Source organism: Paenibacillus sp. oral taxon 786 str. D14 (assembly GCF_000159955.1).
GTDB lineage: Bacteria > Bacillota > Bacilli > Paenibacillales > Paenibacillaceae > Fontibacillus > Fontibacillus phoenicis.
Genome location: NZ_GG695970.1, coordinates 212,557 through 235,747, shown reverse-complemented (window position 1 = coordinate 235,747; position 23,191 = coordinate 212,557). Strand labels below are relative to the sequence as shown.

The following is a 23,191-nucleotide window of genomic DNA, read 5'->3' as shown; positions in this document are numbered from 1 at the left end:
TAACAAATATTAAGGTTCATCTCAGATATCCTGCCTGTTTTTGGTCAAAACTGATAAAGGCAAGGACCAAATAATTCTATACGAAGAGGTGAAAAATGTCCATGTTTATGGAGAACTTGAAACCGATGGCTGGCAAATTGACCCTTGCACTTCTGCTGGCTGCCGGTTCGGCTGCTACGGCGGGCACCGCATATGCGGAAACCGGCGCTCCGGCGGATCAAACGCCGCAGGTGAGTCCAAGTCCGTCGCAGACGGAAACCAAGCCGCATAAGCATCACCCGCACGGCCATTTCCGCGGCGGTCACATCGTCAAAGATACGGCCGAAATGCTGGGAATCGAGCCCAAAGCCCTGGTAGACCAACTGAAGCAAGGCAAGACATTGCTGCAAGTCGTGCAGGCCGAGAAAGGCTGGAGCGAAGAGGAATATCTGAAGAAGCTGACCGAGTCCGCGAACCGGAATATCGACAAAGCGCTGGCTGAGGGCAAAATCGACCAGGAAAAAGCGGACAAAATGAAGTCCAAGCTTCCGGACAAGTTGAAGAAGGTCATCAACCGCAACTGGAAGGACCGGATACCGGGACAGCCTGCAGCGGATTACCAAAATAACAAGGTCAACTGGAGCCATATGGTTCACTAACCCAGGTGAATAACTACGGACAACCGTGAAAAAACCGCTGGGCGGCCTAAAAGGTACGCTCAGCGGTTTTGCATGATCTAACGATTTATTTCTCTTCCGGCGCCCCCGTCTCCACTGCAGGTCCTACCGCTTTATGTGGAGTCCCTCCTACGGGAACCTCAACGATATCCAACAGGAAGATAAAGATCGGTACACCAACGATCAGTCCCCAGACCCCAAGGAAATGCTCAGAGACCAGCAGAATGAGGAAGGTGAAAAAAATCGGCAAATGCGTTTTGTTGGACATGAATTTCGGGTTTAAGAAGTACGTTTCAACTGCATGAACAAGCGCGATCATGATGAGGACATAGACGATTTTGATCAATCCGCCAATTTTAAAAGCGATCGCACACAGCGGAATCAGCGAAATGATAACCCCCATAACTGGAACAAGCCCTAGCAGGAAGATCATGATCGCCAGGGCGATCAGATTCGGAAACCCTAAAATCCATAGGAAAATGGTCGATAATACCGCATTTACCGTTGCAATCAAAAACTGCACTTCAATCACTTTGCCGAAGGACTGAACGAATTTGCGACCGAAGTACTCCAGCTCCTTGAACAACCCTCCGATCCGGCTTTCCCGAAACTGGACGGCAAAGTTCGTGACCTTCTCTTTCTCCAGCAGGAAGAACAAGCTGAGTACGATCGCGATGAACAGATTTAAGCTCCATTCGCCGATATCCGTCAGCGTGCTGAGCAAGAACGTAAACCCGTTGTTAATATATGCCGATAGATCGATATCTTTCAAGTACTCCACGATGTAATTCAAAATCGGGTTATCCGGGAGCACCGGCGGGTTCGAATAGAACGAAATCACCTGGTTGACCAAGTCGGTCAGCTCGGTAAGCAGCACCGGCATATAATAGTAGATGGCGGAACCAAGCAAGGTAATTAGCACGACGTAAATAAACAGCACGGTGACGGTTCGATTGATGCGAATCACCTTGGCTACGTTCCGGCTGATGAAATTGTGCAGCCGATTGATTAAATACGTCAGAATAAACGTAATGAGCAGCATATTCAGCATACTGCGGGCGAAATACAAAACGAGGACGACAAACAGCAGGGCAAGCACCCTGCGGAATCCCGCCATTTGAAACAGTTCCTTAAAAAACGTCATGAGTCACAAACGGCTCCTTCACAGTTACTGGAGGGTATTCCCCTGCGTTAATCTTAAGCGAGCCGTTAAGACTTTGCAAATAAAATAGTTAGAACCATACCGGCTTTACGCAAACCGGCTTGGATACGGATACGGTTCGGCCGGTAAACGTTAAGCGTCCGCTATCGGGATCAACCGTAAAGACAGCCAGCAAGTTGTTATCCCGGTTCGCCGCAATCAGATGTTTACCGTCCGGGGTAAGCGCAAAATGCCGCGGATGACCGCCTTCGCTGGAGACATGTTCAACCAAGGTAAGCCGTCCGCTCTCCGGATCGATTGCAAACTGCACTAAGCTGTCATGGCCGCGATTGGAACCGTACAGATAACGGCCGTCTGCCGAAATGGCTACCTCTGCCGTGGTGTTCTCCCCGGTATAATCAGCAGGCAACGTGGGTACGGTGTCCTGCAAGGCCAGCTCTCCGGTTGTTGCATCATAAGAAAAAAGAGAAATCGAGGAATTCACTTCATTGATGGAATAAAGCCACTGCCCGTTCGGATGGAATGCAAGATGTCGCGGACCAGCCCCCGGCGGCGTAGACGCTTCGCTTCGGTAAACCAGCTGTCCGGATTCAGGTTCAAACGAATAGACGAAAATGCGGTCCAACCCCAAGTCGGCCACCAACGCGTATCGGTTATCCGGGCTGAAAGTAACAGAATGGGGATGCGGACGATCTTGGCGCACCGGATCAGCCCCTTGCCCTTCATGCTGGCGCTCGTCAACCAACTTGCCCACGGTTCCGTCTGCTTGAAGTGCCACAAGGCCAACGTTCCCTCCGTGATACCCCGATACAGCGGCAAATCGACCGCTGCGGTCAAGTTGAATATGCGAGGAGGAAGGGCGAATCGTCACTTCCCGGTTCAATTCACGAAGCTTGCCGCCCGCATCCACATCAAACGCAACAACTTCCCCGATCCGCTCCCCTCCCAAGGTCGTTTCGGAAATCGCGTACACCTTGCGGGAATCTTGATGGATGCCCAGGAATGTGGGGTTCTTTAACCCGGACGCTTGATCCAGGAGACGGAGCTCCCCTGCGTCCAAATCCATTTCATATGTGTAAACTCCGGGATCGCTCGCTTCAGCATACGATCCCACAAATATCAGCAATCGTTGTTGTGAGACTGACAAATGAAATTCCTCCTTCATATGAAGCTTGTTTAAATGATGTCCCCTATATTTTTCCGTAATTCACCCAAAAAGTCCAGTCTCGCCCGGGATAAAGTTAAATTTGAAACTGAAATGAGGCCAGCTACCCAAACCAGATAAAATATGATATACTGTAAGCGCTTCCGAAAGCATCTTCTAAAGGGGGATTTGGAATGATGAACGTCGGACTCGAAGAAAGAGGCGTCTACGAGGATCTTAATCCTTACGAGACGTATTTCTTCAAGATCGGAGCTCACGGACTGGTTTGCTTCCATGGACGGAATTACAGTATTAAACAGAGATTATCCGCCGAACAGACCTCGAAGTTGATCTCAGACCCTCGCTTTTACCGCATCAGCACGAACTGCTATGTGAACCTGACCCAAGTCTCGGAAATTCGCGATAACGTTGTTTGGTTCCGGGATGAACGGCATGGGATCAAGACGATTTCGGTCCCCAGACGTAATCTGGAGCAATTGAAACGGCTGATCCCGTCTCAACGCGGCAAAGTCACTGCCGGAGTGAACTAACCCTCCGCTGAACTGACCTGCCAAGCGGCCAAAGGCAAAAAGCAGCCTGACTCGCACCGTCGTAGACGGCCGGGTCGGCTGCTTTTTCCGTTGTCCCTCTTATTTCACGTATAGACGGGCGCGTTCCTCCCAAATCTCGCCGGGAAGCAGGCTAAACAGACCAATTTCCTCTGCCGGTAAATTCGACTTTGGTGCGTTCACCAGATTGATCTGCGGCTCCGGACAGAAGAAGCCTTCCGTCGCCCCGTTATTCCAAATCATCCATTGCTTGTAGGAGGTCCCTACGTCATACACGAGCGTCTTGCCGAGCTTCGTATCGGTCAGCTCCATCCGGTTTCTGCCGTTTTGCGGTACCGCCGTGTAATGGTTATCCATCGAAGCGAAGAACGGATAGACGCCTTCCCCTTTCATCTGCTCTTCTTCATCTGTCAGCGGCTGGAAGGATCCGGTTGGGAGCATCCGCTCGCTCATTTGCCAACGCTGCCCGATCGTGAGCTTGACCTTGTAATCCTTTGCCGTACTTTCAGGCGCAAACGGTGCATTCACCGCGGTATGGAAGGCTAGCAGACATGGCATCTCTTTGTCGCCGTCATTGCGGATGAACACCTGCTGAGCCAAGCCATCATCGCTCAACGAATATCTCAGCCGCATTGTAAATTTAAAGGGAAGGTACCGATACACCTCGTGGTTCTCGTCAACCGACACTTTGACAGAAACGTAACTTTCCAACGGGGTCTGTCCGAAATCCTCAACCTCCCAGGCCGTCGTATGTAGAAATCCGTGCAAATGGTTGTGAGTTGCGGCCTCGTTCACCGGGAATTGAAGAACTTCATCTTTCCACGGGAATTGTCCGTCTTCATAACGGTTGGGCGGGAACAGCACCGGGATCCCGTGGACGCCGGGATTGCTTTTGAACGCCTCCATCTCCTGTTCACCGGGCTCACGCAAGAAACGGTAACCGCTTTCGACATCGCGGAAAGCGATCAGATTGCCGCCGATTTCCGGCAGCATCACCGCCTCATAACGCCCGGATTTGAGCCAAACTGCTTTTTCTCCTTGATAAGTGCCTTCATAAGCCGTTCTTTGTGCCATGGATGGTAATCTCCCTTCATTGCTTAGCGCTCATCTTGTAATATACCTTAAAGCGCCTCCAAAAGTCACCCCTGTCCATCACAACAGCTTTAGGGTCGCAAATTATCATGTTGTCTCCATCCGCTTTACATCATGCATCGCGCAAGATTTTGCGACCCAAGCTTGCAGCCAAGACGATCATGGACGCCCCAACGAACAGTTGCATGCCAAAGATTTGCGTCCACATCGGCCACGATTCAATCCATTCCAACACCTGCCCGCCGAGCAGCGGACCAAAGAAAGAGGCCACCCCCGTGATCGCCGAATACATCGCCATATACATCGGACGCTCCGATTTGGGCGTGTCGCCAATCATAAAGTTAAAGGCCAGTTGGTTAAATCCGCCGACGCCAACCCCAAATATCATATGGGCCAGGAAGAGCACAGGCAGCACAGGCAACACGGACAGTCCGCCCCAGCATAGAATCGCCAGCGCAATGATCGGTAGCGTCCAGAACAGCAAGCGACGATTGCTGTAACGCGCATTCAGATTCCCCCACACGTAAAAGCTTCCCATCATAAAGACCGTCTGGGTCACATTTAAAAGCGAGATCGTCTGATAATTGATGTGCAGCAGCTCCAACATCACGTACGAGTACAGCGGCACGACAAGGTTCTGCAGCAGCAGGAAGCCGGCCAGAAACAACGTTGCTTTCATAAAGGCTCCGTCCTGGAGCGGTTTACGCAGCATCGGCATAAACTTGCTTTCCGCTGAGCGCTCGAAAGCCGCATCGGGATAGAACATAAACACGATGATGTTGGCGATCGCGCAAATCCAGATCACGATATATAAGTAAAAGAACCCCTGCGCCGCCGGATAATGGTCCAGCACCATCCCACCCAAAAACATCACCAACGTGTTCAGCGCATTAAGAAACGTATTACGGATTCCAAAATATCTTCCCCGTACGCGGGTCGGCACAATATCGCTAATCAGCGAGTTCCACAGCATCGCTCCAACCGTATTAAATATAAACGCCGCGATATATAGAGCGATAAATCCGGCAACCCAATAATGGCGCGGTAAAACAAACGGAACAAGGCCCGTTGCACCCCACAGAATGCGATGCAGCCCAACGAACAGCACCAGCGCCCATTTGCGGCTGGTTAATCGCTGAATGAGAAAAGCAACGGCGATTTGAGCAATATTCACGAAAGTCGTTATCGCCAGGACAAAGCCGATTTGCGCTGAATTCGCCCCGAGATACAGCAGAAATCCCGTCAGGAACTGACCGCCAAGCAACGTTTGGAAGATCGTGGAGGGCACGCCCTCCCAGGTCGCGATCGCCAAGTTGCGGCGCTGGCGGGACGGCTTTCTCGATACAAACGATTTTTGCATAATATTGCTCTTCATTGTTGATGGATGCTCCTTTGATTTCTCTCTCCGAATAGTTCTGTCTCTTTTTTTACATACTTCAAGTGATTCGCTAATCTAAATGAATGGAGTGCTAATGATCTTATGCGGATTTCCTTGAGGTTTGGGATGTTCCTTGTTTGTTTGACCCTGCCGCTGACCATGATCACTTCCTGCGGCCAGCAGGATCGGCTCCGCTCGAATGCTGTCCCTCCATCCGGCAATTCCCCGGTGAGAACAGAAGCCATCACCGAATCCAACGGCACAACCTGGGTGCCGTTAACGCAAGTGGCTCAGAGCCTTGGCCTGCGATTGCAGGAGAACAGTGACAGCGCCAATCTCGGTTATACCGATGTGATGTTTACCGTCCAGCCTAGCCAGAGACATGCGATTTCCTTTGGGCAGCCGATCGCTCTGCCTCAGGCGCCGGTGCGTGAGAACGGTCAGCTCTATATGACGATGGATGCCGTATCCGCCCTGCTGCAAACCAAAGCGAAGATCGATTCCCGCACGGGAAAGCTTAGCTTTGACCGCATTACCCCGGCGGGCGGCAATATTCCACCGCAGACAGGAACGAGCCGGTACGGAGTTCTAGGCGTTGCCGAACATCAGGATGAGATGGTCGCCTATGCCAAGCAGTTTTTAGGCGTACCTTATGAATTTGGCGCCGCACCTTACGAACAGTCCAAAAAATTTGATTGTTCGTCCTTCACCCGTCATGTCTTTAAGAAGTTTGGTCAAGACCTGCCGCGGCTGGCCCGGGATCAAGCCAAAGAAGGCGTGCCGGTGACGCGGGATCAACTGCAAGTGGGAGATTTGATCTTCTTCACGGTCCCCGGCCGGTTTCAATCCGACAAAATTCCCGGCCATGTCGGCATCTATATCGGCGACGGCAAATTTATTCATACCTGGGGTGCTCCCGGAGTTCAAATCAGCCCGCTGGACAGCGGGTATTGGAGCACAGTGATCCTTTCCATGCGCCGGGTCCGTTAGTTTCAACCACCCCAAGGCTTAAAGTAAAGGCCGGGGAACCGCAAGGTTCACCCGGCTTTTTTCCTGCCGATCAGCGATTTCCCTTCGATACAAATACAAAGTATAATGAATGTAGGCATCACTTTCCATATAATATTTATACATTAAAACCTTGATGGATTTAGAGGAGAAAGACGATGGACAACGACAATCTGAAACAGGCTTATGAGGTGCTTGGACTTCCCGAAAACGCTTCCCGCGAAGAACTGGAGAGAGAATTCGACATTTTGCTGCGCAAATCCCGCTCACGCAACCTTGATCCCGGCGAAGCCGAAGAAATCGAGCGTAAGATCCAGGCTTACAAGCGGATCGTGGAGACGGAGGAACAGCGCAAGCTCGCGGAGTTAACCCGCAGGCGTTATGAGAAGTGGGGCAAATTTGCCGGGACCGCTGAGAAGGTTGACGATTTTTTTCGGCTTTATCGCAATTATGTGATCATCGGAATCATTGCCATCGCAGCTATTATTTGGGGGACGAATGCTTATCTTAACCATCTTGAAGAACAAAAACGACTGGCCGCCCTGCCTCCCATCGATCTGTCGATCATCATGGCCGGCAATTATTTGACTGACGACCAGAACGGCGGTGTCGACGCTCTGGAGCAAACGATGACAGCGCAAATTCCCGGATTCCAAAGAGTGGAAATTGAAATGCTGTACTTACCGCCGCAAGGAGAAGCCTTGAGTACCGCGGATATCGCTTATCAGCAAAAAGCGATGGCCGTGATCGCTTCGACAAGTCCGGATATTTATATAACCGATGCGCCTACCTTTGAGTGGTTATCGAATGGCGGCGCTTTTCTCAGCCTCGATGATTTGGTTAACGGTGAATTAAAGGATCTTCTGACGGAAAACAACCTTGTCAAGGATGTATCCGACGAGGACAATACCGAGCATGTGTACGGCATTAAAGTCACCAACAGCACTCTCGTCAAGGAGCTGCCGCTGGGTTATACAGACTTGATTATTTCGCTCCGTGTCGACGCGAAGAACAAAGACAAAGCGATCACGATGATAAAGACCTACTTGGAGAATCTCCCGAAGGCGGCGGAATAGCCGCCATTTTTTCGTGCGTTTTTTCATAATTGATTAATTTCAGGGGATGCTATAAAATAACCCTATAAACGCGCGTTTACGAAAGTGGGGACAAACCTTTATGCGCAGTGAAGACATCGCCAAACTGGCCGGGGTGTCCCGCAGCACCGTATCACGGGTGATCAACAACTATCCGAACGTTCCGGAAGCGACCAGGGCCAAGGTGCTCCGCGTCATTGAGCAGCACCATTACGAGCCGAATAGCTTCGCCCGGGCGCTCGCCGGCAAACGGACGGATACGATCGGCCTGTTCGCCATCAGCATGACAGAGAAAGAAGACACAAGCCGCATCTACCAGAACAGCTACTTTGCCCCGATCGTCGACATGGTCGTCGATACGGCCAATGCCCGCGGATTTTATGTACTGATTCATACCGTTTATTCGCCGGGCGATTTCCAGAAGGTGAAGCAAGCCTTCCTGCAGAAGCGGATTGATGGCGGAATTCTGGTGGGCACGCAGAAGGACATCGAGCTGGTTCGGGAAATGGTGGATCAGGAAGCGCCGTTAGTGCTCGTCGATTATGACATCGCGGAAATCATGACCGAGCGCCTGAACAAAAATCATCTGGCGGTTATCAACTCCAGTGACTATGAAGGCACGGTCCAGGCGATCGAATATTTGATTGAACTTGGGCATCGCGACATCGGCATTTTGAAAGGCAGCATGAATACGTACTCGGGTCGTGAGCGATACTTAGCTTATGAGCACACGCTGCAGAAGCACGGATTGCCGCTGCATGAAGCGTATATCCTTGAGGGCGAATTCCTGAAGGAAAGCGCCTACCGCGAGGCTCAGCGACTGATCGAGCAAGGAAACTGGCCAACGGCCTTATTTTGCGCCAACGACGATATGGCCATCGCTGCGATGGAAGCGTTTGCAAGAAAAGGGATCAGCGTACCGGAGCAAGTGTCGATCATCGGCTTTGACGATGTCGAGTTAGCTTCCCGGGTTACACCGAAGCTGACGACCGTCCGGCTGCCCATCGATGAGATGGCCAAGGCTGCCGTATTCAAAGTGATTGAGCTTTGCGAAGCGGAGCAACCTACCTTCAGCACAGTCAGCTTCCCAACTCGTCTGGTGATCCGGGATTCCTGTCAACCCCCGGCGAAATAACCAAACACCCTACCCTCCTCCCCGATCTTTTAACGATCGCCGGAGGAACCTTTTCTCATCAAAATAAACGCGCGTTCACAAACGAAGGGAGAGTTCCTGTTCATGAAATTTGGAGCATTTGACGATCAGCGTAAAGAGTATGTGATTCATACGCCGCAAACCCCTTACCCTTGGATTAACTACCTTGGCAATGAGCAATTTTTCGGACTCATCTCCAATACCGCCGGCGGTTATACATTCTATCGCGATGCGCGCCTGCGCCGGTTGACCCGCTATCGCTACAACAATATTCCGCTGGATACCGGCGGACGTTACTACTATCTCCGCGACCACGACAACGGCGATTTCTGGACGCCGGGCTGGATGCCGGTCAAACGCGAGCTGGATTTCTACGAATGCCGGCACGGTTTGGGATATACGTCGATCACCGGGGAACGCGGCGGCATTTCGGTCACTCAATTGGCGTTTATTCCGCTGGGCTACAACGGCGAAGTGCATCGCCTGACAGTGAAGAATACGAGTTCCCAGACGAAGAAAGTCTCTCTCTTCTCTTTTGCCGAGTTCTGCCTGTGGAACGCTCAGGACGACATGACCAACTTCCAACGCAACTTGAGCACCGGCGAAGTGGAAGTGCTGGATTCCGTCATCTATCATAAAACGGAATACCGTGAGCGTCGCAATCACTATGCCTTCTATTCCGTGAACCGCGACATCGACGGCTTTGATACGGACCGCGAATCGTTTGTAGGGCTGTATAACGGCTTGCACGAACCGCAGGTCGTTGTAGCCGGCAGAGCTTCCAACTCCGTAGCCAGCGGCTGGTCCCCGATCGGCTCGCATGAAGTGACGCTGAAGCTTGCCCCAGGCGAAACGCAAAGCCTGATCTTTATCCTCGGTTACGTTGAAGTGCCGGAAGAAGAGAAATGGGAATCCCCAGGTGTCATCAACAAAAAACCAGCGCTCGAGATGATCGAGAAATTCGCAACAGACGCCGACGTTGACCGCGCTTTGGCTGATCTTGCTGCGTACTGGGACGGCTTGTTGTCCAAGTATCAAATCCAAAGCAGCGACGATAAACTGAACCGCATGGTCAACATTTGGAATCCGTATCAATGTATGGTGACGTTTAATATGTCCCGTTCGGCTTCCTATTTCGAATCCGGGATCGGCCGCGGGATGGGCTTCCGCGATTCCAACCAGGACTTGCTTGGCTTTGTGCATCAAATCCCGGAACGGGCTCGCGAGCGGATTCTCGACATCGCTGCTACGCAATTTGAGGACGGCAGCGCGTACCACCAATATCAACCGCTGACCAAGAAAGGAAATAACGAAATCGGCAGCGGCTTCAACGATGACCCATTGTGGCTCGTGCTGGGGACGGCGGCTTACATCAAGGAGACTGGCGACATCAGTATCCTGGATGAACAGGTACCGTTCGATAACAATCCAGACAATACCGCAACGCTGTTCGAGCATTTGAAACGTTCCTTCTACCATGTCGTACACAACCTGGGACCGCATGGCTTGCCGCTCATCGGCCGCGCAGACTGGAACGATTGCCTCAACCTGAACTGCTTCTCCAAGGAGCCAGGTGAGTCGTTACCAAACGACCGCGAACATCGAAGGCCGCGTAGCAGAGTCCGTATTTATCGCCGGCTTGTTCGTCTTCGTAGGCCCAGACTTCGCTGAAATCTGCCGGATCCGCGGGCTGGAATCCGAAGCGAAGGAAGCGCTGGATTGGACGGAGAAAATGCGTAAAACGACGTTGGAACACGGCTTTGACGGCGACTGGTTCCTGCGCGCTTACGATCATTACGGCGAGAAGGTCGGCAGCAAAGAAAACGCTGAAGGCCAAATCTTCATTGAGCCGCAAGGTATGTGCGTCATGGCAGGTATTGGCGTTGAAGAAGGCCTGGCCGCCAAAGCGCTTGCTTCGGTTGAGGAGCGCCTTGATACGAAATACGGGATCGTGCTGCAACAGCCGCCGTATTCGAAGTATTATCTGAACCTGGGCGAAATCTCCAGCTACCCGCCGGGGTACAAAGAGAACGCCGGGATCTTCTGCCATAACAACCCTTGGATCATGATCGCGGAAACCGTATTGGGCCACGGCGATCGGGCGTTTGAAGTATACAAAAAAATCGCCCCGGCTTACCTGGAGGACATCAGCGAAATCCATCGGATGGAGCCGTACGTCTACTCGCAGATGATTGCCGGCAAAGACGCCGTACGTCACGGCGAAGCGAAGAACTCCTGGCTCACCGGGACGGCAGCCTGGAACTACGTAGCAATCACGCAAGCTATTCTTGGCGTGCAAGCTGACTTTAAAGGGCTGAAAGTGGATCCTTGCATTCCGTCGGCATGGGACGGATACGAAATCACCCGCGTCTTCCGGGGGGACACGTACGTCATCCGCGTGAGCAACCCGAATCATGTGGAAAAAGGCGTGGCCAGCATCACGGTGGACGGCCAGCCAATTCAAGGCAACATCATTCCGCCGGTTGGCGACGGCGGCGTTCACCAAGTCGAGGTTGAGCTTGGGTAAGCCCCTGTTCTCAATAAGGTGCGAAAATGAAAAAGGTACAACTGCTCCAATCGAGTGGTTGTACCTTTTCTAATTATGGGAGAACTCACTAAGCCTTCGCAGGTTTCATGCCGGTTTCCTCTTTCCCAGTTCCCTGACCTTCTTTATTTACCTGCACTTTGCGGATAAAGAACGATAAGATGAGAGCCACCAGCGTAATCCCCGTCGCCACGACAAAGGCAAAATCAATCCCGTTGATCGTCGCATCCCGAGTGATCAAGGCGACTTGTTGGGCGTTAGCCGGGTCTTTCGGATTAATTCCGGCCGCGAGAATCATTTCGGCCGCCTTATCCTTGGCACGCGAGGACATGATCGTCACGAGAAGTGCGGTCCCCAATGCTCCCGAGATGGTCCGCAGCGTGTTGGACATCGCGGTGCCATGGGCATTCAGCCGCGCCGGCAGTTGGTTGAGACCGGCCGTCTGAATCGGCATCATTAACATCGACATCCCAAACATCCGTGCGGTGTACATCAAGATGAGATGAGTATACGTCGTATCTACGGTCAAATTGCTGAATTCCCAGGTCGTTACGGTGGTGATGGTCAACCCGATAACCGCCAGCCAGCGAGCGCCAATCCGGTCAAAGATCATCCCGGTAATCGGCGACATAATCCCCATCAAAATTGCCCCCGGCATCAACAGCAGCCCGGATTCCACGGGGGAGAAGCCGCGGATGTTCTGCAGGTAAATCGGCAGCAAGATCATCGCCGCATACAGCGCCATGGTGATCACCACATTGATGATCGTAGTCAGCGAAAACATATCGTAACGGAATACGCGGAACTCCAGCAGCGGCTTATCCGATATCAGTTGACGCCACAGGAACAAGCCCAAGGTGATAACGCCGACAATCAGGCTGACGACAACATCTGTCTCGCCCCAGCTGGTGCTGCCAGCTTCACTAAACCCATACAAGATACCGCCAAAGCCGATTGTCGACAAGATGATCGACAAGACGTCCAGGTTTGGACGGCCAACCTGGGTTACATTTTTCATAAAGATTACGCCAAGAATAATCGAAAGAACCGCAAACGGGAAAATAATCCAGAACAAAACATTCCATGGGTGATGCTCAATGATCCAGCCGGAGAGCGTTGGTCCAACCGCAGGGGCGAAGATCATGGCGATCCCCATCATCCCCATCGCTTGCCCGCGCTTCTCAATCGGAAAGATCGTCAGGAAGACGACGGTCATCAGCGGCATCAGCACACCGGCGCCGGCCGCCTGCACCAGTCTCCCGATGAGCACCATTTCAAAGTTAGAACCGATTCCGCAAATGAATGTGCCCGCCGAGAACAAAACCATGGCGGAAATAAACAGCATCCGTGTCGTAAATCGTTCCATCAAAAAGGCGCTGATCGGAATCAAAACGCCGTTCACCAGCATAAATCCAGTCGTTAACCATTGGATCGTCGTCGCTCCAACGCCCAAGTCGTCCATCATTTTCGGCAGGGCAACGTTCATCAAGGTTTGGTTCAGGAGGGACACAAATGCCCCGATTAATAGCGCCATTACAATCGGCCATCTCTTGAAGTTAACGGCCGGTACAGCAGCAGTATTACTGTTCATAGGTTTCCTCTCTCACTTTCTCTAAGGATGCGATAATTTTGCGGTGGGTTTGCAGCATCTGGTCGATGTCTTCCCCCGCTGCCTCCAGGACCGCCGAGAACGCCCGGGTATATTCGAGGTCCGTCTTCCGATATACCTCCATTCCCTTGTCGGTGATTTGCAAGAACACGGACCTCCGATCGCTGTCCACCCGTCCGCGCTCCACGAGCCCCGCTTTGACCAGACGATCAATCACGCCGCTGACCGTGCTGTTCCCCATCCGCATCTGTTCGGCAAGCTCCGTCACCCCGATTTGCGGATGATGATGAATTCGCTTTAAGGTCATGAACTGGATGCCGGTGATGCCGAAGGGCTCGGCTTGTTTGGATAGCAATTGGTAAAAGGCTCTCTTCACCTCGCGGAAGGATTCCACGATCTCATGCATGCGTTGCTTCTGGTCCAAACGGTGCTCATCCTTTAACACTTAGTTCTACTCTTTAATATTTCGTATGCGAAACAATCCATTACTATATTTAACAGAGCATCAAGTTTATTGTCAATATGGGTATCACAAATATTATCAATAGACAAAATTGGATGATTTTCAACCTTCGGATAGCATTTCGCGGAAGATTTCATTCTATACCCCTGACGTGTTGAATGATATAATCATGGTAGAATTCACCTATTACTTAAGGAGGACATGAATCCCATGACATGGTTCAACCGACTTCCCTTATCCGGAAAGATCTCCGCTGCCTGTTATCTTGTGGCCGCGCTCTTTGCCGTACCATCGCTGCTCGCCTTCATCCTGCTGGGACATATCGTCATCGGTATCTTGCTGATCGTCGTGTTGGCAGCGCTTACCTTCCCGCTTTCGCGTTACCTCCAGAAAGCGCTTACGGATTCATTCGACGATATCACCAGCGCTTCGGCCAAAATCGCCAAAGGGGATTTTACCAGTCGAATTTCGGAATCCGGAGGCATGGATGATCTCAGCCGCTCCTTCAACAGCATGGTGGACAAGCTGCGCAAGATCCTCCAGGAAACGTCGGATATCACCCGCAAGGTGATGGATTCCAGCCGGAAGATTTCCGACCGCAATCAGGAGCTGATTGAAGTCATGACCCAAGTCACCCACTCCTCCAACGAGCTGGCTCTTGGTGCCAACGCCATCTCCGAAGATGTCAGCGGCATGAAGGACGCGATTGGCGAGATTGAGCAGAAGGTGAGCAATTACACCGAAGCCTCCCGTGAGATGAATCAGCGTTCCGAAGAAATGATTCAATTGGTAGAGCGTGGACGTGAGTCCGTCTCCCGTCAAGCGAGCGGGATGCGCAAGAACATCGAAGCAACTGAGAAAGTGGCTGAGTCCATCGAGGCTTTGGCGAAAAACGCGCAGGGGATCACCAAAATTACGGCAACCATCTCTGAAATTGCTGAACAGACCAATCTGCTGTCGCTGAACGCTTCGATTGAAGCGGCGCGGGCGGGCGAACATGGAGCCGGGTTTGCCGTGGTTGCCCACGAGGTTCGCAAGCTGGCTGAAGAATCCACCGCCTCAACCAAAGAGGTATTTAATCTGGTTCGCAGCATCGAACAAGACGTGAAGCAAGCTGGACAGAACATTAAAATCAATGAAGAAGTTGTCCGGCAGCAAAGCGAAATGATCCGGGAAGCAGAGCAAATCTTCCAAGAGATCGTGCAAAGCGTGCAGTATATTAGTGAGGAAATCGCCGCATTCGCCAGAGAGAGCGAGGAGATGCTGGAGAGTGCGCAGAACATCTCATCGGCGATTCAGAACATTTCCGCCATCACCGAGGAATCCGCGGCAGGCACGGAACAAGTCTCGGCATCCATGAACGAGCAGATTACCTCGATCCGCGCGATGGCCGAAGAGGCCGAAGCGATGAAAAATGCCGTGTTCCAGCTGCAGAAGACGATACATATCTTCAAGTTTTAATCGAACCACCCACCGCCCAGTCCCTTTTGCATAGGGGCTGGGTTATTTTTCTTTTTTTCGTATAAGATATGAGGAGTCTAGCGTAAGCACAAATCATTATCCAATGGAGGGATTTGGGATGAAAGTTATCAACTGCTGGAACCGCATCGCCATTTCCACGGGGATGTTCCCCGGCTGCCGTGATATAGTGAAACCTGCGTAAGCATCATCAAAAAAAGACCTGATGGAGTTAACCTCCCTCAGGTCTTTGCGTTATTTATAACTTCGCTTTCAAGTGAACCATCTTGCTGCTGAAATCGCCGCGCACCGAAGCCATGGACAAGCCGGCGTTCATCAAACGGTCGCCGCCATACACTTCGCCGCTTCCGACCACCTCGTAATCTTTGGCCGGGTCAAGTCCTTGCAGCTTGACGCTGCGCAGCGGGCCATTAGGTTCCGCAAGGACGCGGAAATAGAACAGCAACGCTTCGCTCTGATCCGGGCTAACGAACATCCACGCCGTCTCATTTCCTTCGAACGGGCTTTGCAGACGGTACAGATCCCCTTGCTGCACCAATCCGCGGATTTCTTTGTAGAGTGCGATCTGGCGTTTGGCCGTCTCCTTCTCTTCTTCCGTAAACCGGGTAAGATCTAATTCGTAGCCAAAATTGCCGGACATGGCCACATCCCCTCGGAACGTCAGCGGGGTCGTCCGCTCTACTTGGTGGTTTGGCACCGCCGAGACGTGCGCGCCCATCGTCGACACCGGATATACGATGCTGGTGCCGTATTGAATTTTCAAGCGCTCCGCCGCATCCGTGTCATCGCTCGTCCAAGTCTGCGGCATGTAGTACAGCATGCCCGGATCAAACCGCCCGCCGCCGCCGGAGCAGCTTTCGAACAAAATCTGCGGGAACTCGCTCGTCAGACGCTCCAAGAGCTCGTAAAGCCCCAACATATAACGGTGGGCGACTTCCCCCTGCCGCTCCGCCGGGCTGACCGCTGAACCAATCTCCGTCATGTTCCGGTTCATGTCCCATTTCACGTACGTAATCGGCACCGTCGAGAAAATGGCACTTAAGCGCTCATACAGATACTGACGCACATCGCTGCGCGACATATCCAGCACCAGCTGGTCGCGGGCTTCTGTCCGCCGCCGCCCCGGAACGTGCAGACACCAGTCGGGATGCGCCCGGTACAGATCGCTGTCCGGGGAGACCATTTCCGGCTCGAACCAAAGGCCGAACTGCAGCCCGGTGTCCTTCACGCGGCGGGCCAGGTCCTTGAGCCCGTCAGGCAGCTTGCGGCGGTCCTCGAACCAGTCGCCTAACGAGCTGTTATCCCGGTCGCGCCGGCCAAACCAACCGTCGTCGAGCACGAACAGCTCGATGCCCAGCTCGCTGCCCGCCTTGGCAATCGCCTCAATTTTGTCCGCGTTGAAATCGAAATACGTCGCTTCCCAGTTGTTAACGAGAATTGGCCGTTCTTGGTCACGGAACTGCCCGCGGCAGAGTCGAGTCCGGTACAACCGGTGATAGGTGCGGGACATGCCTCCCAGCCCTTCGGCAGAATATACCAGCACGGCCTCCGGGGTTTGGAAGCTTTCGCCCGGCTCCAGCTTCCACGTGAAGTCGAAAGGATTGATCCCAATCTGAACCCGGGTTGTCCCAAACTGCTCCACCTCGGCCTCAGCGGTAAAGCTGCCGCTGTAAACCAAGCTGAAGCCATAGACCTCACCCTGCTGCTCTGTCGCATCCGGCCGCAACAGCGCCAGGAACGGGTTCTGCTGGTGGGAGCTCGAACCGCGGCGGCTGCTGATCCCGGTCACACCAGGAGCGAGCCGTCTGCGCTGGACATGGCGTTCGCGCGCCCAAGCGCCGGATAAATATAATGCGTCGTAAGCTGCATCCGGGAAATCTACCGAGGCGCTGAGCGCCCGCTCCAGTTGAAGCGGCTCGCTGCTTCCGTTCGTCAGCCGAGCGGAACGGGCGATAGCGTCAAACTCGGCAAACACGGTGTAGCTCAGCACAACGACGAGTCCGGAAACACGGTCTTCCAACTCTAACTCGAGCGTTTCCGCCTCATGGTCTTGCTCGACATACACGGCAGGCAGCCCCTCCAGCGCCAGTTTCCCCGGAACAATCCGGTGGGAGCGATACGTCAACTCCGTGGCCCGCGTACCGTTCGCCAGCCGCACCTGATAAGCCGGACTCCGGAAATCGCTTGTGCCGTACTGCGGATATTCCTGCGGAAGAGAATCCAGTGAAATGGACTTATCCTCAGGGATCGGGTTCGGACTAAATGAGGCGCGTTCCTGGAAGGTCAGCAGCTGATCGAGGTTGCTGCCATGGCGCAGCTTCGCCCCAAAATAAGCGTGGGCAGGATACCCGTGAACCAATTGAATGATGTAACTTGTATTGCGGGATTGCAAATGGAAGAGACCTTGCGCTTCATCGAAAAAGATAGGCATTCTCGATCCTCCTGGTAGGTTTCTTATCTGAATTGGAATGGCGTTCATCTTCTTCCATTCTACTATCAACCCCAGGAGGAGTAACGAGAATAAAGTGATCTTCTATATGGATATTTGTGATTTATTCTGGCTTCGCCAAACTCGTTCTGTCGCTCAGCAAAGATTTCGTCGCACTTCCAAATTGCTGAGCATAATAACGGTAGGACAGCAGGATGCCGATATGCAGCAAAGCCAATACCAAGGCGACATTGGAATACACGGCGGAACCCTCAAATGGATTTAGCGGATTCCAATGGGACGTCGCTCCGAAATCTACAGCTTTGCCGTAAAGACTGATGGCCACCGTGCCGGACAAGAAGCTCAGCATCGACAACATCCCCATGCCAACCCCCGTCAGCTCTTTGGGCAAGGTGCGGGATATCGTGTTGGACAACGCTAACTGCATGAACATCTGCCCCACATTCCCAAGAATGAGAATCGCGGCAACCCAACCCGCCGGTGCCCCGGACCCCCCGGAGTAAAGCAAGAAGCAACTAATGAGCAACGACGACGCCAGATAAAACACAAAGGCATTGCCCTTGGCGTCCGCCAGTTTGCCTCCCTTCCGTCCAAGGATGGCCGAAGCGGCAGCCCCCGGCACCATCGCAAATCCGATCCAAACGGCAGGAAGCCGGTTGACTTCAGCCAACAGCTGTGGCGTAAGGAACGGCAGCGCATACCCAATCCCCATAACCATCGCTGACAACACGAGACCAAACGAGTAGCTTACATTCCGAAAGAGCCGCGGGTTCACAAACGGTTGCCGGGCACGCACAATGCGCCATACAAACAGCAGAAACCCGATGAAGCTGCCGACATACAGCTCCCATCCTCCATAGGTCACCGCAAGTAATAACAATGTAACCGTACCGGCAAGCAAGCCTCCCCCAAGCCAGTCGACTTGGACGGATTGAAGCGGTTCATCGCTGAGGTATTTCCGGTAAAACGGCAACGTCACCAGCATCAGCATCGGCACGCAGAACAACCATCGCCAATCAACTACACTCACTAGCAGTGCAGATACAACAGGCCCAAGCACGCCGCCGATGGCAAGTCCTGTAGCGGTAATTCCGAGCGCGTATCCGCGGCGTTCCGCAGGGAAATACCGCACCGGTATAATCATCGCTGCAGCTGGTACGACAGAGGCTCCAGCGGATTGCAGCGTGCGGCCTAGCAAGACCATCCAATATGCCTGCGCCGATAGTCCGATTAATGAGCCAAGGCAGAACAGGATAAATCCAAAGGTCAGCAGTTTTTTCAATGGAAAAGCATCGGCCAATTTCCCATAGATCACCGAGCCGATGGCATAAATCAGCCCATAAATTGTGGTTACCCAGCTGACCTGAGCCACGGACAAGCCAAATTCCTCTTTCATATCCGGAAGTACGATATTAAAAAGCGTGGCGCCCATGGATGATAAAGTCATTGTAAACGCCAAGATGCGGATCAGTTTTTCACTCGCAGCAGATATGCCGGTAGAAACAGCATTTTTCATTGCAATCTCCCTTCCTATCGATCTCCTCACCACTTATTGTATGATTGAATAATAATAATGAAAAATATATATTAAATTATATATTCATACACTTGAGGTTATCGATTAAAGTAAACCAGAAGGAGTTGATGTCGAGATGGAGCTGTTGCAATTGGAATATTTTCGTACTGTTGCTCGTTTGGAGCATATGACCCGAGCCGCCCAAGAGCTGCATATCGCCCAGCCGGCGCTCAGTAAGACGATCTCCAGGCTTGAGGAGGATCTGGGGGTGCCGCTGTTTGATCGACAGAACCGTCAAATTCGGCTCAACGCTTTTGGTAAAGCTTTTCTGAAAAAAGTGGAGACCGCGCTGGATGTTCTGGAGGAAGGGCGCCGAGAGGTGGCAGATCTGGCGGGGATGGAGCGCGGCAGCATCCATTTGGCGACCAATGCGCTAGGGCGTATTACAGGGGCGCTGGGAGCCTTTCGCGAGGTTTATCCGGAGGTTAATTTCCGGATTCTCCAGACGTCTCCCGCATCCGCTGCGGAGATGATTCAGCTGCTGGAGTCCGGCGAGGTGGATCTGTGCTTCACCGCTTCCTCACTGGATTATCCCGGGGTGTGTGAACAGCCGGTGCTGAATGCCGAAGTCTTCTTAGCTGTACCGCCCGGCCACCGGCTGGCAGATAGAGAAAACATCCGCCTCGAAGACGTGGCGGACGAATCTTTCATTGAATATAAAACGGGGCATCCGTTTCACAAAATCAACGAGTCGTTTTGCCATGCCGCCGGCTTCCGTCCGCGCATCGTGTGCGAGGTCGATGAACCCAGCGCGTTGGGCAGCCTCGTTCAAGCCGGATTAGGCGTTGCCTTCATGCCGGCCTGCCGGAAGGATGAACGCCCAGCCTACCCGATGCTGCGAATCGAAAGCCCGGATTGCCGGCGGGTCTACTCCGTTGCTTGGCTGGAACGCCGTTATTTGTCTGAAGCGGCGCGGCGCTTCCGTGAGTTTTTAAGCGAATACTTCAGTGAGGCTTAAATCTTGTGATTACCGGTTGCTGCTGAGCGGCGTCCGCTTCAGCATATAGGCGCCGGCCAACGCCACGGTTGCTAGCGGCAAATACTTGATGTCTCTCAGGAGTTATAGATAATCTCTCAGCATCCATCTTCAAACCTTTCACTTCCGCGTTTTGTTCCGTTATCTTAACATAGAACGAAATTGAATTCGTTTAAGTTTAGTTTAAGATGAAGTAAATTGGATCCAGTCCCACACAAAAAAATAAGCGCTAAGGACTTTTTTTTCCTTGGGCTTACTTTTTTATTCGTTTCTTGAATTTAATGTTCCTCCGGGTGATCCACATGACCCACATCCTCTTGTTTTTCCTCTGTACTGGAGGTAGGCATCGTTTCCCGTTGCGGCGAGGTCGCTTTGGAAGCCTTAAGCTCAGCACGGCGGCGTTCGCGCTGCTCCCGGTTCTTCCGGCGCTTGATCCAGATCGGGATGACGATAAGGGCGGCAATGACAAGCGGCGGCAGCGCCCCTGCTGCGAATACGACAAGCCACTGGAAGAAGAGCGACAAGACGTCGATGCTGCCGGTCAAGGCTTTTTTCATCCGTTCCAGCAAGGGCGTATCATCGCTGGATGCCGCTGTCAGCTTCGACGGATCCGGCTGGAAGACGCGGATATCAATCGTTGAATAGGACACATTGCTGTCGAGGTACCGCATTCTCCCTTTAATTTGCTCGATCTCCGTTTGAATCCGCTCCAGCTCATTAACGTATTCAACCAGTTGCTTGGTCTGGGTCGCTTCCTCGACGAATTTCAGGTACCGTGCTTCCATCGCTTGTTTGACCTTTAATCGGGATTCCAGATCAACATACTCCTCCGAGACATCCTGTCCTTGGATGTTCCGCTGCAATGACTCGGGCTTTAATCCCTCCAGCCGGTCCAGGAACGAGGAGAAGCCAGCCGCCGGTACTTTGAGTACAAAGTTGCCGCCAAGCTCGTGCTGCGATTGGTTCTCGGAAAATTCTACGATGTAGCCGCCCGCCAGCGTCACCAGATTGCGGATCTCCGATTGTGCCTTGGCGTAGTCCTTCACTTCCATCACGACGTGTGCCTGGTAGATCAGCTTGCGGTTGAGCCCGGCATCGGTACTAGCTTGCTGAAGTCCCGACGTGGAGTTCACCGCCTCGCTGTCGTTCCCCACATTCCCAGCCGCCGCTGAATCCGGTGCGACAGAGCCGGTCGCGGGTGCTGTGGCCACATCAGTTGCAGTCTCAGCAGCGCCTGCTCCATCCATTTCGGTTTCCGCCCAGCTGCTTGCTTGATTCATCGCTTCTTTAGAAGCCGACGAATTCGAGGCAACGTCATTGCTTGCACTCCCGCAACCGCTAAGCAGCAGAGGCAGAAGCATAATGATAACGCCCCAAACCGTTATCTTTTTTCCCCTTTTCCCCACCAATATGCCCCCCTGTGGTTTCAGATTTCAAGACTTCCGCACGATGCCGGCTTTGTCGGATTCATCTGTATTTCATCCTGCGGCGTCCCTTACCTATCCTAACGCGTAAGGGCTACCTAATGTTGCCTGACCTGTGAAATAAAAATAAACCGTCCCGCATCGACGGGACGGTTGGTTGGGTTGAACCTATTCCTCATATTTACGCACGACGATCACGGCGTTATGTCCGCCGAATCCAAATGAGTTGGATAACCCGATCTTAAGCTCGGCCCGGCGCGCCTCATTGGGCACGTTATCGAGATCACATTCCGGATCGGGGTTCATCAGATTGATCGTCGGCGGGATGATGCCTTCCTTCAGCGTTTGGACCAGGGCGATAGCTTCCGCGCCGCCAGCCGCACCAAACATATGGCCGGTCATCGATTTGTTAGCCGTAATCGGAATGCGATGGGCGTATTTGCCAAACGCCTTTTTGATCCCCTTCGTCTCCCCAAGATCGCCGACCGGGGTGCTTGTCGCATGGGCGCTGATCACATCAACCTGCTCCGGCGTGATCCCCGCCGAGACGAGCGCTCGTCTCATCGCCAGATAGGCGCCTGCGCCTTCGGGATGCGAAGCGACCACGTGGTAGGCATCGGAGCTTGCACCGTAGCCGATCAACTCGCCGTGAATGCGTGCTCCCCGGCGTAATGCGTGCGACAGCGACTCGAGTACCACGATCCCGGCGCCTTCGCCCATCACGAAGCCATCGCGGTCCGCGTCAAACGGCCGGCTGGCTTGCTCCGGAGCTTCGTTCCGCTTGGAGAGCGCGGTTGCATTGCCAAAGCTGGCCAGCGCAAGCGGATGCACCGCCGCTTCGGTTCCGCCGGCGATCATCACATCGGCTTCGCCGCTGCGGATCAGCCGGAACGCCTCGCCGATCGACGAATTGCCGATCGAGCAAGCCGTAACCGGAGACAGCGTCTCGCCTAACGCGCCGAAACGGATGCTGATCTGAGCAGCCGCCATATTGGAGATCATCATCGGCACCAGACTCGGGCTCACCCGGTTAGGTCCGCGATTTTCGAGCACTTTAACGTTTTCCGCCAACGTTTCAATCCCGCCGATGCCCGAGCCGACATACACGCCAAAGCGCTCGCGGTCGATCAGCTCCGGATTGAGATCGGCGTCCTGAACTGCCTGTTCTGCGGCGAACAACGCGTATTGGCAGAAGAGATCCATTTTGCGGGCTTCCTTTCGCCCGAAGATTGCCTCGCCGTCAAACCCTCGAACCTGCCCGGCGATCTTGGTGCTAAAATCCGTAACGTCAAAACGTTCGATCTGCGATATCCCGGAGCGTCCTTCTTTTAACCCTTGCCAAAATGTATCTACATCATTGCCCAGCGGGGATACAATACCCATTCCGGTAATAACCACTCGTTCCATAAAACAT

General features: G+C 53.0%; 17 protein-coding genes and 1 pseudogene. 8 read left to right on the top strand and 10 right to left on the bottom strand.

The annotated features are described in order from the left end of the window. Window positions 1-95: 95 nt before the first annotated feature. Window positions 96-638, top strand: coding sequence for a hypothetical protein (locus tag POTG_RS01095; RefSeq protein WP_009222943.1), 543 nt, complete (start codon window positions 96-98; stop codon window positions 636-638). Between the two features lie 85 nt (window positions 639-723). Here POTG_RS01095 and POTG_RS01090 read toward each other — a convergent pair whose 3' ends face one another. Further along, window positions 724-1,800 (bottom strand): AI-2E family transporter, encoded by a 1,077-nt coding sequence (locus tag POTG_RS01090; RefSeq protein WP_009222942.1) that lies wholly within the window; start codon window positions 1,798-1,800, stop codon window positions 724-726. 88 nt (window positions 1,801-1,888) lie between these two features. After that, a complete protein-coding gene (locus POTG_RS01085; protein ID WP_009222941.1) occupies window positions 1,889-2,983 on the bottom strand; it encodes a lactonase family protein in 1,095 nt (364 codons plus the stop codon). 173 nt (window positions 2,984-3,156) lie between these two features. On the opposite strand from POTG_RS01085, the gene POTG_RS01080 reads away from it, so the two are divergent. Next, window positions 3,157-3,513 carry a LytTR family transcriptional regulator DNA-binding domain-containing protein gene (locus POTG_RS01080; RefSeq protein ID WP_009222940.1) on the top strand — a complete coding sequence of 119 codons (357 nt, stop codon included), beginning with the start codon at window positions 3,157-3,159 and terminating at the stop codon, window positions 3,511-3,513. 99 nt (window positions 3,514-3,612) lie between these two features. On the opposite strand, the gene POTG_RS01075 is transcribed toward POTG_RS01080, so the two are convergent. Next, the gene (locus POTG_RS01075) at window positions 3,613-4,605 is read right to left on the bottom strand and encodes an aldose 1-epimerase (RefSeq protein WP_009222939.1); all 993 of its coding nucleotides are present in this window, start codon (window positions 4,603-4,605) and stop codon (window positions 3,613-3,615) included. Window positions 4,606-4,735: 130 nt separating this feature from the next. After that, the gene (locus POTG_RS01070; protein WP_009222938.1) at window positions 4,736-5,998 is read right to left on the bottom strand and encodes an MFS transporter; all 1,263 of its coding nucleotides are present in this window, start codon (window positions 5,996-5,998) and stop codon (window positions 4,736-4,738) included. Between the two features lie 105 nt (window positions 5,999-6,103). Between POTG_RS01070 and POTG_RS01065 the strand changes: the two genes are divergently transcribed. The 4 genes and pseudogenes from POTG_RS01065 (at window position 6,104) to POTG_RS01050 (ending at window position 11,783) form a co-directional block, all read left to right on the top strand. Then, window positions 6,104-6,991, top strand: a complete 888-nt coding sequence (locus POTG_RS01065; RefSeq protein WP_009222937.1) for a C40 family peptidase — start codon at window positions 6,104-6,106, stop codon at window positions 6,989-6,991. A 176-nt stretch (window positions 6,992-7,167) separates the two neighbouring features. Continuing rightward, complete coding sequence (locus POTG_RS01060) at window positions 7,168-8,085, top strand: molecular chaperone DnaJ (RefSeq protein WP_009222936.1); 918 nt, start codon at window positions 7,168-7,170, stop codon at window positions 8,083-8,085. Between the two features lie 100 nt (window positions 8,086-8,185). Continuing rightward, window positions 8,186-9,238, top strand: a complete 1,053-nt coding sequence (locus POTG_RS01055; RefSeq protein ID WP_009222935.1) for a LacI family DNA-binding transcriptional regulator — start codon at window positions 8,186-8,188, stop codon at window positions 9,236-9,238. 102 nt (window positions 9,239-9,340) lie between these two features. Beyond that, window positions 9,341-11,783: pseudogene (locus tag POTG_RS01050) on the top strand (GH36-type glycosyl hydrolase domain-containing protein). A gap of 88 nt (window positions 11,784-11,871) precedes the next feature. On the opposite strand, the gene POTG_RS01045 reads toward POTG_RS01050, so the two are convergent. Beyond that, entirely contained in the window at window positions 11,872-13,392 is a 1,521-nt protein-coding gene (locus POTG_RS01045) for a DHA2 family efflux MFS transporter permease subunit (RefSeq protein WP_009222933.1), read from the bottom strand. Beyond that, on the bottom strand, window positions 13,382-13,834 hold the full coding sequence (locus POTG_RS01040; RefSeq protein WP_036643922.1) for a MarR family winged helix-turn-helix transcriptional regulator: 453 nt from the start codon (window positions 13,832-13,834) through the stop codon (window positions 13,382-13,384). Before POTG_RS01040 ends, POTG_RS01045 begins: the two co-directional genes overlap by 11 nt. A 249-nt stretch (window positions 13,835-14,083) precedes the next feature. Here POTG_RS01040 and POTG_RS01035 point away from each other — a divergent pair, with 249 nt between their 5' ends. Next, a complete protein-coding gene (locus POTG_RS01035; protein WP_036643720.1) occupies window positions 14,084-15,334 on the top strand; it encodes a methyl-accepting chemotaxis protein in 1,251 nt (416 codons plus the stop codon). 256 nt (window positions 15,335-15,590) lie between these two features. Here POTG_RS01035 and POTG_RS01030 read toward each other — a convergent pair whose 3' ends face one another. Then, window positions 15,591-17,783, bottom strand: coding sequence for an alpha-galactosidase (locus tag POTG_RS01030; RefSeq protein ID WP_009222930.1), 2,193 nt, complete (start codon window positions 17,781-17,783; stop codon window positions 15,591-15,593). A 121-nt stretch (window positions 17,784-17,904) separates the two neighbouring features. Continuing rightward, window positions 17,905-19,317 (bottom strand): MFS transporter, encoded by a 1,413-nt coding sequence (locus POTG_RS01025; RefSeq protein WP_009222929.1) that lies wholly within the window; start codon window positions 19,315-19,317, stop codon window positions 17,905-17,907. A gap of 136 nt (window positions 19,318-19,453) precedes the next feature. Between POTG_RS01025 and POTG_RS01020 the strand changes: the two genes are divergently transcribed. Continuing rightward, on the top strand, window positions 19,454-20,335 hold the full coding sequence (locus tag POTG_RS01020; RefSeq protein WP_009222928.1) for a LysR family transcriptional regulator: 882 nt from the start codon (window positions 19,454-19,456) through the stop codon (window positions 20,333-20,335). A gap of 296 nt (window positions 20,336-20,631) precedes the next feature. Here the strand turns inward: POTG_RS01020 and POTG_RS01015 are convergent, their stop codons facing one another. Together POTG_RS01015 and fabF are read right to left on the bottom strand one after the other, a co-directional pair. Next, complete coding sequence (locus POTG_RS01015) at window positions 20,632-21,759, bottom strand: DUF4349 domain-containing protein (protein WP_009222927.1); 1,128 nt, start codon at window positions 21,757-21,759, stop codon at window positions 20,632-20,634. 186 nt (window positions 21,760-21,945) lie between these two features. Further along, the gene (gene fabF, locus POTG_RS01010) at window positions 21,946-23,184 is read right to left on the bottom strand and encodes a beta-ketoacyl-ACP synthase II (RefSeq protein WP_009222926.1); all 1,239 of its coding nucleotides are present in this window, start codon (window positions 23,182-23,184) and stop codon (window positions 21,946-21,948) included. Window positions 23,185-23,191 lie beyond the last annotated feature (7 nt).

What these genes read in the sequence shown, in the direction of transcription:
- POTG_RS01090 (WP_009222942.1), bottom strand. Translation starts at nt 1,800, where the DNA reads ATGACGTTTTTTAAGGAACTGTTTCAAATGGCGGGATTCCGCAGGGTG.
- POTG_RS01065 (WP_009222937.1), top strand. Translation starts at nt 6,104, where the DNA reads ATGCGGATTTCCTTGAGGTTTGGGATGTTCCTTGTTTGTTTGACCCTG.
- POTG_RS01085 (WP_009222941.1), bottom strand. Translation starts at nt 2,983, where the DNA reads ATGAAGGAGGAATTTCATTTGTCAGTCTCACAACAACGATTGCTGATA.
- POTG_RS01030 (WP_009222930.1), bottom strand. Translation starts at nt 17,783, where the DNA reads ATGCCTATCTTTTTCGATGAAGCGCAAGGTCTCTTCCATTTGCAATCC.
- POTG_RS01020 (WP_009222928.1), top strand. Translation starts at nt 19,454, where the DNA reads ATGGAGCTGTTGCAATTGGAATATTTTCGTACTGTTGCTCGTTTGGAG.
- POTG_RS01095 (WP_009222943.1), top strand. Translation starts at nt 96, where the DNA reads ATGTCCATGTTTATGGAGAACTTGAAACCGATGGCTGGCAAATTGACC.
- POTG_RS01080 (WP_009222940.1), top strand. Translation starts at nt 3,157, where the DNA reads ATGATGAACGTCGGACTCGAAGAAAGAGGCGTCTACGAGGATCTTAAT.
- POTG_RS01060 (WP_009222936.1), top strand. Translation starts at nt 7,168, where the DNA reads ATGGACAACGACAATCTGAAACAGGCTTATGAGGTGCTTGGACTTCCC.
- POTG_RS01075 (WP_009222939.1), bottom strand. Translation starts at nt 4,605, where the DNA reads ATGGCACAAAGAACGGCTTATGAAGGCACTTATCAAGGAGAAAAAGCA.
- POTG_RS01070 (WP_009222938.1), bottom strand. Translation starts at nt 5,998, where the DNA reads ATGAAGAGCAATATTATGCAAAAATCGTTTGTATCGAGAAAGCCGTCC.
- fabF (WP_009222926.1), bottom strand. Translation starts at nt 23,184, where the DNA reads ATGGAACGAGTGGTTATTACCGGAATGGGTATTGTATCCCCGCTGGGC.
- POTG_RS01055 (WP_009222935.1), top strand. Translation starts at nt 8,186, where the DNA reads ATGCGCAGTGAAGACATCGCCAAACTGGCCGGGGTGTCCCGCAGCACC.
- POTG_RS01045 (WP_009222933.1), bottom strand. Translation starts at nt 13,392, where the DNA reads ATGAACAGTAATACTGCTGCTGTACCGGCCGTTAACTTCAAGAGATGG.
- POTG_RS01035 (WP_036643720.1), top strand. Translation starts at nt 14,084, where the DNA reads ATGACATGGTTCAACCGACTTCCCTTATCCGGAAAGATCTCCGCTGCC.
- POTG_RS01025 (WP_009222929.1), bottom strand. Translation starts at nt 19,317, where the DNA reads ATGAAAAATGCTGTTTCTACCGGCATATCTGCTGCGAGTGAAAAACTG.